General features: G+C 67.0%; 11 protein-coding genes. 10 read left to right on the top strand and 1 reads right to left on the bottom strand.

Annotated elements, in window-relative coordinates:
• Positions 1-444: 444 nt before the first annotated feature.
• A complete protein-coding gene (locus IPJ61_RS05740; RefSeq protein ID WP_297104017.1) occupies positions 445-1,362 on the top strand; it encodes a hypothetical protein in 918 nt (305 codons plus the stop codon).
• A gap of 90 nt (positions 1,363-1,452) precedes the next feature.
• On the opposite strand, the gene IPJ61_RS05735 is transcribed toward IPJ61_RS05740, so the two are convergent.
• On the bottom strand, positions 1,453-2,157 hold the full coding sequence (locus IPJ61_RS05735) for a queuosine precursor transporter (RefSeq protein ID WP_297104015.1): 705 nt from the start codon (positions 2,155-2,157) through the stop codon (positions 1,453-1,455).
• A 139-nt stretch (positions 2,158-2,296) separates the two neighbouring features.
• On the opposite strand from IPJ61_RS05735, the gene IPJ61_RS05730 reads away from it, so the two are divergent.
• The 9 genes from IPJ61_RS05730 to leuA all read left to right on the top strand — a co-directional run bounded on the left by IPJ61_RS05730 (position 2,297) and on the right by leuA (position 11,723).
• Positions 2,297-2,719: a DUF5709 domain-containing protein gene (locus IPJ61_RS05730; protein ID WP_297104014.1), complete on the top strand. Its 423-nt coding sequence runs from the start codon at positions 2,297-2,299 to the stop codon at positions 2,717-2,719.
• A 72-nt stretch (positions 2,720-2,791) separates the two neighbouring features.
• A complete protein-coding gene (locus IPJ61_RS05725) occupies positions 2,792-3,820 on the top strand; it encodes a PhoH family protein (protein ID WP_459251265.1) in 1,029 nt (342 codons plus the stop codon).
• Positions 3,817-4,272: an rRNA maturation RNase YbeY gene (ybeY, locus tag IPJ61_RS05720; RefSeq protein WP_297104013.1), complete on the top strand. Its 456-nt coding sequence runs from the start codon at positions 3,817-3,819 to the stop codon at positions 4,270-4,272. The genes IPJ61_RS05725 and ybeY overlap by 4 nt, the downstream gene beginning before the upstream one ends.
• A gap of 72 nt (positions 4,273-4,344) precedes the next feature.
• Positions 4,345-5,661, top strand: a complete 1,317-nt coding sequence (locus tag IPJ61_RS05715; RefSeq protein ID WP_297104012.1) for a hemolysin family protein — start codon at positions 4,345-4,347, stop codon at positions 5,659-5,661.
• A complete protein-coding gene (gene era / locus IPJ61_RS05710) occupies positions 5,654-6,580 on the top strand; it encodes a GTPase Era (protein WP_297104011.1) in 927 nt (308 codons plus the stop codon). The genes IPJ61_RS05715 and era overlap by 8 nt, the downstream gene beginning before the upstream one ends.
• 138 nt (positions 6,581-6,718) lie before the next feature.
• Entirely contained in the window at positions 6,719-7,987 is a 1,269-nt protein-coding gene (locus tag IPJ61_RS05705; protein ID WP_297104009.1) for an ABC transporter substrate-binding protein, read from the top strand.
• A gap of 16 nt (positions 7,988-8,003) precedes the next feature.
• Positions 8,004-8,882 (top strand): carbohydrate ABC transporter permease, encoded by an 879-nt coding sequence (locus IPJ61_RS05700; RefSeq protein WP_297104007.1) that lies wholly within the window; start codon positions 8,004-8,006, stop codon positions 8,880-8,882.
• 3 nt (positions 8,883-8,885) lie between these two features.
• The gene (locus tag IPJ61_RS05695; RefSeq protein ID WP_297104005.1) at positions 8,886-9,740 is read left to right on the top strand and encodes a carbohydrate ABC transporter permease; all 855 of its coding nucleotides are present in this window, start codon (positions 8,886-8,888) and stop codon (positions 9,738-9,740) included.
• Between the two features lie 216 nt (positions 9,741-9,956).
• The gene (gene leuA / locus IPJ61_RS05690) at positions 9,957-11,723 is read left to right on the top strand and encodes a 2-isopropylmalate synthase (RefSeq protein WP_297104003.1); all 1,767 of its coding nucleotides are present in this window, start codon (positions 9,957-9,959) and stop codon (positions 11,721-11,723) included.
• The last annotated feature ends 5 nt before the right edge of the window (positions 11,724-11,728 follow it).

Here is an 11,728-nt window from a genome sequence, read left to right as displayed (position 1 = left end):
ACGACCGCGCGACGGAGTGCGCGCGCGGTACCAATGCTGTTCGAACGTTGATGAGTCGGCATTCAGATGTCCCTCCCCATGGCGGCGGGCATCACCCGGCCGTCACACACCCTGAGCGTCGTATTGGTGCGCTCATTTATGCCGGACCGTAGCAGCACGCGCTCGGGCGTCGCCACTCGTGTCGGCCTATAGATCAGCGCTTCCTTTGGTGGGAGGGGTTTGTTGGTAGACCAACAAGGAACTCCCGCCTAAGCCGCGGTCGACTGGTGAGGCACCCTCGTGGTGGATCACCCGTGCCAATTCTGGCGGTTGCCACTGCGGCCCAGGCTTGCGGGGCCCTTGGTCTTCACAGTTGACTCACAGCTTGTTGTCCGAAGGGCGTTAGGTGTTGTCCGTCCTCGCGGGTGTTGTGACCTGGGGTAGCAGCGCTGCCAACGTTGCGGGATGAGACCGAAACGAGCGCTCCCCGAGGCCACGTTGCGACGGCTCCGGGAACAGCATGGCGTGGTCCTCGTCACTCAGCTACTTGAGGACGGGCTGAGCCGCGAGGTGTGCCGACGCGTTGTCGCGGCGTGGACGCGGTTGGCACCCGGCGTGTACCTGGCCGGGGTGTCGAGCTTCGAGGCCGCGGCGTGGGCGGGGCACCTGATCGCAGGCCCCGACGGCGTCGTCGGGGGCGATGCGGCCGCCTATTTCGGCGGGGTCCTCCGTGATCCGCCTGCCGACGTCGTCGTGTGGTCACCAGAAAGACGTAGGCCGTTCGAGGTAGGGAGCTGGAATGTCGGGTTTCGCCGCGGGCTTCGGTCTGGACGAGGCACGCCGCCACGTCTGGCGATCGAGGACAGCCTGCTGGATCTGGCGCGCGACAACGACGAGACAGGCGCGCTTGACGCCGTCGCCCGCGCCCTGACGAGGCGGCTCACCACCCCCGACCGCGTTCTCTCTGCCCTCGCTCAGCGGCGTCGAGTGCGGCACTCAGGCGCCATGGTGCAGTTGTGCGTCGCCGCAGGCCCCGGGATCGAGAGTGGCTTGGAGTGGCTGTTCCAGCGGGACGTCGTGAGTGCACACAGGCTTCCGGTCCCGCGGCGACAGGAGGTCACCGTCGAAGGCCGCGTGGACTGTATGTACGACGAGTGGGGCATCATCGTCGAACTCGACGGGATGCGGGACCACTCCGACTGGTCGAAGGACATGCTTCGCGACAACGCTCATGTCCTACGCCTGAATGCGGTGACCCTGCGCTACGGCTGGAACGCCGTCGCTCGGCAGGCGTGCACGGCGGCGCGCCAGGTCGCCGTCGCGCTCACCGACAGGGGGTGGATGGGGCGGGTGCGTCGATGTCGGCGGTGTCCGTCCTCGTGAAGGGCTCGGCCACCGGAGTGAATCACCTTAGGAGGGAGATGTTTGTTGGTCTACCAACAAACATCTCCCTCCTAAGGTGCCGATTCGGGCTCAACCGGCGCTGGTGGCGTAGGTGGGCTCGCGGCGCTTGACGGCGGCGATCACGCGGTAGGTGATCGGCAGGCAGATGGCCTCGACCGAGACCTTCCACAGGTAGCCGACCAGGATGTAGTTGACCATCGTCCCGCCGCCGATGATGCCGCCGAAGGCGATCAGGCAGAACAGCGTCGTGTCCGCCGCCTCGCCGACGACCGTCGAGCCCAGCAGGCGCGCCCACAGCAAGCCGTCCGGGGCGCGCTCCTTCAGCTTCACCAGCACCCAGGCGTTCAGCAGCTGGCCCGCCAGGTAGCCGATCAGCGACGCCGCGACGATCCGCGGCACGAAGCCCAGCACGGCGTCGAACGCCTCCTGGTTCGGCCAGTCCGCCGCGGGCGGGAGGGCGCCGACGGCGAGGAACGTCAGCGATGCCAGCGCGGAGATGACGAAGCCCAGGAAGATCGCGCGGCGCGCCCCGCGCATCCCGTACACCTCTGCGAGGACGTCGCCGAGGACGTAGGTCAGCGGGAACAGCAACGCGCCGCCGTCGGTGATCAACGGCAGCAACGGAAAGCCGCCGACGGTGAACTCCGGTCCGAGCGCGATCAGCTTCACCGCCGCGACGTTGGAGATCAGCAGAAGCGCGCAGAACAGCGCGACCACGAGGTCGTACACGCCGGGCGGCCGTTGGGCGAACGAGGGCTGTTTCAGGGCTGTCACCCGGAGATTGTACGAGAGTCACGGTGAGCCGCCGACAAGCGACGCAACCGGCTGGGACCTGTCGCCGCTTCCGCCACCGATTCCATGAGAGTCGGCCCGATCACCGCCCGGGATGCCGATTCGGTGGCAGACTCTCTACATGAGCGACCAATTCGATGAGGCAGTCCCCGAGGAGTCCGAGCAGCTGGACCAGCTCCAGCAATCCGACTCGCTGATCGACCGCGGCGTCCAGGATGTCCTGGATGAGGGCTACATCGCCCCGGATCACTGGTCGCCCGCGATGGGCTTCGGCAACACGCCGGCGGAGATGCGCCAGGGCGAGACGATCGAGATGCGCGTCCACCAGGAGGAGCCGGAGCGCGCGCCCAACGACGACAACTGGAACCCGTACAAGGAGAACCGCCAGGTAGGCACCGAGCGCGCCGGCAGACTCATGGCCGTCCAGGGCGCAGGGCGCGAGGACACGCTCGGCGTCGACGTCGGCATCAGCGGCGGCGCCGCCAGCGCCGAGGAAGCCGCGATGCATATCATCACCGAGGACGACGACGACATCATCGAGTAGGGCGCTCCTACGCGCGCCGGGGGTAAGCTGGCCCGGCAGACGGGCCCAGCCCGCATCACACGACTCTTGGGAGTGGAAACCCTGAACAGCAACGCCCTTGACACGCCGGCCGCGACGCGCATCGTCGCTGTGCCGCTGTCGATCGACATGGTCAACCTGCTCGGCCCCCGGGACGACTTTCTCCGCATCCTCGAGGACCGGCTCCGCTGTGACATCCACGTCCGCGGCAGCCGCATCAGCCTTACCGGGGACGCGGCCGAGGTCGCCCGCGCCGCCGAGGTCTTCACCGAACTCGTCACCATCCTGCGCACCGGCCAGGGCCTCACCGGCGAGACGGTCGAACGCGTCATCCAACTGGCCAACGACGGCACCTCGCCGACGGAGATCCTCACCCAGAACATCGTGTCGGCGCGGGGCAAGACCGTGCGGCCGAAGACGCTGAACCAGAAGCGTTACGTCGACGCCATCGACCAGCACACCGTCGTCTTCGGCATCGGGCCCGCGGGCACCGGCAAGACGTACCTCGCCATGGCGAAAGCCGTGCAGGCGCTGCAGGCCAAGCAGGTCAGCCGCATCATCCTGACGCGCCCGGCGATCGAGGCGGGGGAGCGGCTCGGGTTCCTGCCCGGCACGCTGAACGACAAGATCGACCCGTACCTGCGCCCGCTCTACGACGCGCTGCACGACATGGTCGACGCCGACTCGGTTCCCAAGCTGCTGACTTCGGGCACGGTGGAGGTCGCGCCTCTGGCCTACATGCGCGGACGCACCCTCAACGACGCGTTCATCATCCTCGACGAGGCCCAGAACACGTCGATGGAGCAGATGAAGATGTTCCTGACGCGGCTCGGCTTCAACTCGAAGATCGTCGTCACCGGCGACATCACCCAGGTCGACCTCCCCGGCGGCCAGAAGAGCGGCCTCCGCGAGGTGCAGCACGTCCTTGACGGGCTCGACGACATCGCCTTCTGCACGCTGACGGCGCGCGACGTCGTCCGGCATCGCCTCGTCGGCCGGATCGTCGCCGCTTACGACCAGTTCGAGAGCCTCCAGGCTGCCGCCGCGGAGAACCGCCATACGGAGCGCAAGGGGCGTCGATGATCGACATCAACAACGAGTCCGGCGTCGCGGCCGACGAGCTCGGCCTGGTCTCGCTCGCCCGGTTCGCGCTGGAACAGTTGCGCATCCACCCGCAGGCGGACCTGTCGATCCTGCTCGTCGACGAGACCACCATGGCCGACTACCACGAGCGGTTCATGGACCTCCCCGGGCCGACCGACGTGATGAGCTTCCCCATGGACGAGCTCCGTGCGCCCGCCGACGACGAGGAGGCGCCGCTCGGCCTGCTGGGCGACATCGTCCTCTGCCCGACGGTGACGGCCCGCCAGGCTGCGGAGAACGGCCGCGAACCCGACGCCGAGGCCGAGTACCTGCTCATCCATGGGCTGCTCCACCTGCTCGGCCACGATCACGCGGAGCCCGACGAGAAGGCGATCATGTTCGGCCTGAACGACAAGATCATCGCCGCCTGGGAGTTGGCGCGCCCTCGCTGAGCGCCGCCATCGCTTCGCTGAGGTAGAATCCGCCAAGCCGTATCCCCGAGCCGAGCGAGTTGACCGATACCTGTGTCCCCCTCTGATTGGACCCAGCTGATCCTCGCGGTGCTGTGCGCCGTCGGGGCCTCCCTCCTGGTGGCGGCGGAGACCGCGCTGTCGATCATGACGAAGTCCCGCGCGGAGCGCATGGTCGAGTCCGGCGATCGCGGTGCGGAGCGCATCGCGCTGATCGCTCAGGATCCCGCGCCGTCGATCAACGCCGTCCTTTTCACGCGGCTCCTGCTGGAGACGAGCTCGATCGTGCTCGTCACCATCATGCTGTTCCAGCACTTCGCCCACGACTGGGCACGAGCGCTGACCGCGATCGCCATCATGTGCGTCGTCTCGTTCATCCTCTGGGGCGTCGCACCGCGCACGCTCGGTCGGCAGCGCCCGGGCGAGACGCTGCGCGCCCTCGGCAGCGTCGTGAGCGGCGTGACGTCCGTGTTCGGCCCCATCGCCCAGCTGATGATCCTGCTCGGCAACGCGCTGACCCCCGGCAAGGGCTATGCAGACGGCCCGTTCGCCAGCGAGGCCGAACTCCGCGACTTCGTCGACATCGCCGAAGCCAATGAGCTGATCGAGGCGGGCGAGTCGAAGATGCTGCACTCCGTCTTCGAGCTGGGCGACACCATCGTCAAGGAGGTCATGGTTCCGCGGACGGACATGGTCTACGTGACGAAGGACAAGACGCTGCGCCAGTTGATGAGCCTCGCGCTGCGCTCCGGCTTCTCCCGCATCCCCGTCGTCGGGGAAGGCCTCGACGACATTCTCGGCGTCGTGTACTTGAAGGACGTGTCGAAGCGGATCTACGACTTCCCCGACGCCCAGCACCAGGAGAAGGTCGCCGACCTCATGCGCGCGGCGGCGTTCTGCCCCGACTCGAAGCCCGTCAACGAGCTGCTGCATGACATGCAGCTCAGCCATTCGCACCTGGTCATCGTGATCGACGAGTTCGGCGGCACCTCGGGCTTGGCGACCATCGAGGACATCCTCGAGGAGATCGTCGGCGAGATCGTCGACGAGTACGACCACGACGCCCCCGCCGTCTCCGAGCTGGGGGAGGGCCGGTACCGCGTCTCGGCGCGGCTCCCGCTGGACGAGTTCGGGGAGTTGTTCGACGTCAAGCTCGATGACGACGACGTCGAGACTGTCGGCGGCCTGATGGCCAAGGAACTCAACCTGGTGCCCATCCCTGGCTCGCGGGCGTTGATCGGCGACATCGAGCTGATCGCCGACCGCGCCATCGGCCGCAGGCACCAGATCGGCACCGTGCTCGCGCGGCGCCTCACGCCAGAAGAACTCGCCGTCGAACGCGGCGAGGAGCAGGAGACCGAAGATGACTGAGACCACCTACCGCTCGGGCTTCGCCTGCTTCGTGGGCCGCCCCAACGCCGGCAAGTCCACGCTCACCAACGCGTTGGTCGGACAGAAGATCGCGATCGCGTCGAGCAAGCCGCAGACCACGAGGCACGCGGTCCGCGGCATCGTGACCCGCGAGGACGGCCAGCTCATCCTCATCGACACCCCTGGCCTGCACCGCCCACGGACGCTGCTCGGCCAGCGCCTGAACGACCTGGTCTACGAGACCTGGTCCGAGGTCGACGTCGTGGGTGTCTGCCTGCCGTGCGACCAGCGCATCGGCCCTGGTGACCAGTTCATCATTGGGGAGATCGCCAAGCTCCAGAACCGTCCGAAGCTGGTCGCGCTGGCCACCAAGACCGACCTGGTCAGCAAGGAGCGCCAGCTGTCGCACCTCGTCGACATCGGCGAGGTCGCCACCGAGCTCGGCATCGAGTGGGCCGACGTCGTGCCCTGTTCGGCGGAGAGCGGCGAGAACGTCGACGTCGTGGGCGACGTGCTGCTCGGCCTCCTGCCTGCCGGCCCGATGTACTACCCCGACGGCGAGATCACCGACGAGCCGGAGGAGACCCTCATCGCGGAGCTGATCCGCGAGGCAGCGCTGGAGGGCGTGCGGGACGAGCTGCCCCACTCCATCGCCGTGATGATCGACGAGATCCTGCCCCGCGAAGGGCGCCCGGAGGACAAGCCGCTGCTCGACGTGTTCGCGACCATCGTCGTGGAGCGCGACTCCCAGAAGGGCATCATCATCGGCCACAAGGGGGAGCGGCTCCGCGAGATCGGCTCGGTGGCGCGCCCGCAGATCAACCGCCTCCTCGGCACTCGCGTGCACCTGAAGCTGCACGTCAAGGTGCTGAAGGAGTGGCAACGCGACGCCAAGTACCTCAACCGTCTCGGTTTCTAGGGCCCGCCGGTTCAGCGGTGGTAACTATTTGGTCACGAGTGCGCGCGGCCGCTTGCCCGGTGTCTTTCGATTCCTAATATCGATCTCACGAGATCAGGGTCCGACGATGTGAGCCTGACCGATTCGAAAGGAAACCACGTGTACAAGCGTGTACTCCAGCTGAGCGCGGCCGCGTTGATCGGCGCGCTGGCCCTGACCGCCTGTGGCGGCGACAACGGCGGAGGTGGGGGTGGCGGCACCGTCGGCCCCGGCGACCTCGAGACCACCATCAAGATCCTCGCCCCGTCCTACGCGGACTCCTCGCAGGCGGACTGGGAGGCGATCAAGACCGAGTTCAACAAGACCTATCCCAAGGTCAAGGTGGAGATCCAGATCGAGGGCTGGGACGGCTTCTCCGACAAGGTCGCGGCGCGGATCCAGGCCAACGACTACCCGGACATCCTCAACGACAACGCGTTCGCCGCCTCGGCCGAGGCCGGAATCCTTTACCCGATCAACGAGGTCGTGAGCGCGGACACCCTCGCCGCCATCGAGCCTTCGCTGCTGAAGAACGGCCAGAGCGCCGACGGCACCCAGTGGGCGGCACCGGACATCGCGAGCGCCCGCATGCTCATCTACAACACCGAGCTGTTCACGCAGGCGGGGATCGGCGCGCCGCCGAAGTCCTGGGCCGAGCTCGAGGATGCGTCAAAGAAGCTGGTCGCACTCGGCGGCGGCGTCGTCGGCTACGGCATGCCGCTCGGCCGCGAGGAGGCCCAGCTCGAGTCGTCGCTGTGGCTGTGGGGTGCCGGCGGCACCTGGGTCGACGGCGAGAAGCTGAACGCCAACACCCCGCAGGCCGTCGAGGCCTTCGGCCAGATGCAGAAGATGCACACTGACGGCCTCACCCAGCCCAAGCTGGAGGACAACCGCCAGGATGTCGCGAACCTGTTCCACGCGGGCAAGCTCGGGATGATCGTCGGCCACAGCCAGATCGTCGCCGACGCCGAGGCCAAGGGCATCAAGCCGGCGCTCGCGGCCGTGCCCGACAAGGATGGCGGCGACGGCGTGGCCACAGGCGTGACCGACTTCATCGCCGCGTTCGACAACAAGGACGCGGCGCGCAAGCAGGCCACGGGCGCCTTCCTCGACCTCATGTACTCCGATGCGATGTACGAGGGCTGGTACAAGGGCACAAAGCTGCTCCCGGTGACCACGTCGATGATCGAGAAGGCGAAGGCCGAGGCTGCGACGGACAACGAGAAGGGCTTCCTGGAGGCGCTCTCGATCGTCCAGTTCCTGCCCGTCAGCAACCCGCAGTGGGATGTGTTGCAGGCGGCGCTACAGGGCTCGGCCTACCAGGTCGGCACCACCGATCCGGCCGAGCTGCTCACGCAGATCCAGGCCCAGGTGGATGCTCAGGGCTAACCGACGACGAGAGGCGGTGGGCGCGCTGCCATGGCTCGCGCCCACCCTTGTCCTGATCGTCGGCGTCGTGCTCTTCCCGGCGGCGCTGATGGTCTACACGTCGTTCTTCAAGTACAACAACAAGGGCATTCGCCGCAGCGACGAACCGATCGGCCTGGACAACTACATCGGCCCCGCGGGCGCACTGACGTTCCCGGGCGTCCCCATCGACCGGATTCTGCTGAACACCGCGGTGTGGGTCGTGGTCGTCGTGCTGTGCACGGTGCTGCTCTCGCTGCTCATCGCGCAGTTCCTGAACAAGCCTTTCCGCGGCCGCAAGCTGCTGCGTCTCTTCGTCATCCTGCCCTGGGCCTGCTCGGTGGTCATGACCGCGACGGTCTTCCGCTACGGCCTGCAGGAGAACGTCGGCCTCTTCAACCGGCTGCTCGTCGACACAGGCATCCTCGAGCAGTCGCGCGCGTGGACGAAGGACCCGACGAGTGCGTTCTGGATCGCCGTGTTCGTCGCCATCTACGTGTCGCTGCCGTTCACCACCTACACGATCCTCGCCGGACTCCAGGCTGTGCCGTCGGACGTCCTCGAGGCCGCACATGTCGACGGCGCCTCGGCGCCCCAGCGGTACTGGCACATCGTGTTGCCGATGCTGCGCCCCGCGATCGCCGTCGCCGCGCTGATCAACATCATCAATGTCTTCAACTCCCTCCCGATTCTGAGGCTCCTTCAGGAGACGCCCGGCTATCACACCGGTCACATCACCACGACGCTGATGTTCGAGTATCAGCGTGCGCTCGGTCCGGGCGTTTCGTCGGCGCTGTCGGTGCTGAACTTCCTGTTCTGCCTCGTCATCATCGCGATCTACCTGGCCGTCGTGCAGCCCACGAAGGAGGTGGCCTGAGCCATGGCGCGAACTCCCCACCGCGGCGGCATCGACCGTCCGCCGAGCCCTTGGTTCGTGGCGCTCGGTTCCCTTGCCATCGCCGTGTTCTTCGGCTTCCCTTACGCGCTGATGTTCATCACCTCACTCAAGACGCGTCTCGAGGTGACCGACATCCCGCCGGTGTACTTCCCGGCCCAGCCGCAGTTCAGCAACTACCTCACGGTGTGGGCGTCGTCGGTCAATCCCGCGTCCGCTCTGCTGTCGACGACGGTGATCGCGGTGGGCGCGACGCTGCTCGTGCTCGTCGTCGCAACCCCAGCCGCCTACTACGTGGCCCGCTTCCGGTTCCCCGGGCGCCTCGTGTTCCTGTTGCTCGTGCTCGTCACGCAAATGCTGCAGCCGACGGTGCTCGCCGTCGGCCTCTTCCAGCAGTTCAAGGGCTGGCAGGGCTACACCGTGTGGGCCGCGCTGATCCTGATCAATGCCGCGTTCAACCTGTCGTTCGCGATCTGGATCATGCAGGCCTTCTTCGCGGGCGTGCCGAAGGAGATCGACGAGGCGGCCCTGATCGACGGCCTCGGCCGGCTCCAGACCATGTTCCGGATCTCGCTGCCGCTCGTCTGGCCCGGCATCGTCACCGCTATCGTCTTCGTGTTCGTCAACACCTGGAATGAATACGCTGCCGCGCTGATCCTCGTCCAGCAGACGAACCTGCAGCCCTTGACCGTCGCCATGCCGCGTTTCCTTGGCCTGTACATCCAGGATTGGCAGTACCTCTTCACCGTCGCCCTGATCGCGATCATCCCCGTTATCGTGCTGTTCGCGCTGATCGAGAAGCGCCTGATCGGCGGGCTCACCGCCGGCTCGGTGAAGTGATCGCTGGTTGAGCCCGCACGAGCGCCAGCGAGTCGCCGTGTCGAAACCAGTGGACCCGGCCAAATCTGCACAACCCGTGCTAGTCTCTGCGACGTGGCACGGCAGAACCTGCTCCTTGGTTGCCGCAGCGAGGCCCAGTAAGCACTGAGCCAGATCTCCTCGCTGCGGTGCTTCTTCGCGTCTGGCACCAAGATCCCCAGCCAGGAGACTTCTGAAATGACTCAGTTCAACACCCGCCCGCAGTCCGTTCCCGTGCAGCAGCCGACCACGATGCCGGTGCACCGCTACACCCCGTTCATTCCCGTCGACGTGCCGGACCGCACGTGGCCGTCCCAGCGGATCGAGAAGGCGCCGCGCTGGCTGTCGACCGACCTGCGCGACGGCAACCAGGCCCTGATCGACCCGATGACCCCGTCGCGCAAGATGCGCATGTTCGAACTCCTGGTCTCGCTGGGCTACAAGGAGATCGAGGTCGGCTTCCCTTCGGCGTCGCAGACGGACTTCGATTTCGTCCGCCAGCTGATCGAAGGCGACAAGGTCCCCGACGACGTGACGATCTCGGTGCTGACTCAAGCCCGCGAGGACCTGATCTCGCGCACCGCGGAGTCGCTGATCGGCGCGCGCAGCGCCACCATCCACATGTACAACGCGACGGCCGAACTCTTCCGCAAGGTCGTGTTCCGGATCTCCGAGCAGCAGTGCATCGACCTGGCTACCCGCGGCACGGAGCTGGTCATGAAGTACGCCGATCAGCACCTGAGGGACGTCGAGTTCGGCTACCAGTACTCGCCTGAGATCTTCACCCAGACCCCCACCGACTTCGCCGTCGAGGTCTGCAATGCCGTCTCCGACGTGTGGCAGCCGGGCGAGGGCCGAGAGATCATCTTCAACCTGCCGGCGACCGTCGAGCGCTCGACGCCGAACACGTATGCGGACCAGATCGAGTACTTCATCCGGCACGTGAAGAACCGCGAGAACGTGGCGGTGTCGCTGCACCCGCACAACGACCGCGGCACCGCCGTCGCCGCCTCCGAGCTGGGCCAGATGGCCGGCGCTGATCGGGTCGAGGGCTGCCTGTTCGGCCACGGCGAGCGCACCGGCAACGTCGATCTGGTGACGCTGGCGCTGAACCTGTACACCCAGGGCGTCGACCCGCAGCTGGACTTCTCCGACATCGACCACGTGCGCCGCACCGTCGAGTACTGCACCGGCCTGCCCGTGCACCCGCGCCATCCGTACGCGGGCGACCTCGTCTACACGGCGTTCTCCGGGTCGCACCAGGACGCGATCAAGAAGGGCCTGGAGTACCTGGAGGATGCGGCCGTCGCCGCGGGCAAGCAGGTCGGCGAGATGCCCTGGGAGGCGCCGTACCTGCCGATCGACCCGCACGACGTGGGCCGCACCTACGAGGCGGTTATCCGCGTCAACTCGCAGTCGGGCAAGGGCGGCATGGCCTACCTGATGAAGAACGAGTTCAAGATGGATCTGCCGCGTCGCCTGCAGATCGAGTTCAGCCGCGTCGTGCAGCAGCACACCGACGTCGCCGGCGGCGAGGTCACGGCGGAGGAGATCCACCAGATCTTCCAGCGCGAGTACCTGGCCAACGGGCCGTGGGTGCTGACGGCGGCGGGGTCGACGTCGAGCAACGGCGAGTTCCACGTCCACGCCACGGTCGACGGCCCGACGCGCCACCAGGTCGACGTCGAGGGTGAGGGCAACGGCCCGGTGTCCGCGTTCGTCGATGCTCTGGCTTCCGAGGGCGCGCACGTCCGGGTCCTGGATTACGCGGAGCATGCGCTGCAGTCGGGTGGCGACGCCAACGCCGCGGCGTATGTCGAGTGCGAGATCGGCGATGGCGACGACGCCCAGGTGCTGTGGGGTGTGGGCATCGACCCGAGCATCACCAGCGCCTCGATGAAGGCGATCCTGAGCGCGCTGAATCGAGCAGAGGCGATCCACGCGGCCACGCGTAACGCCGTCTGAGCTGA

This window comes from Tessaracoccus sp. (assembly GCF_016714275.1).
In the GTDB taxonomy this organism is placed as follows: Bacteria; Actinomycetota; Actinomycetes; order Propionibacteriales; family Propionibacteriaceae; genus Arachnia.
This window is presented reverse-complemented; position numbering and strand designations above follow the sequence as displayed.

Coding starts and splice junctions, on each gene's coding strand:
- IPJ61_RS05740 (WP_297104017.1), top strand. CDS start 445: ATGAGACCGAAACGAGCGCTCCCCGAGGCCACGTTGCGACGGCTCCGG.
- IPJ61_RS05730 (WP_297104014.1), top strand. CDS start 2,297: ATGAGCGACCAATTCGATGAGGCAGTCCCCGAGGAGTCCGAGCAGCTG.
- ybeY (WP_297104013.1), top strand. CDS start 3,817: ATGATCGACATCAACAACGAGTCCGGCGTCGCGGCCGACGAGCTCGGC.
- era (WP_297104011.1), top strand. CDS start 5,654: ATGACTGAGACCACCTACCGCTCGGGCTTCGCCTGCTTCGTGGGCCGC.
- IPJ61_RS05695 (WP_297104005.1), top strand. CDS start 8,886: ATGGCGCGAACTCCCCACCGCGGCGGCATCGACCGTCCGCCGAGCCCT.
- leuA (WP_297104003.1), top strand. CDS start 9,957: ATGACTCAGTTCAACACCCGCCCGCAGTCCGTTCCCGTGCAGCAGCCG.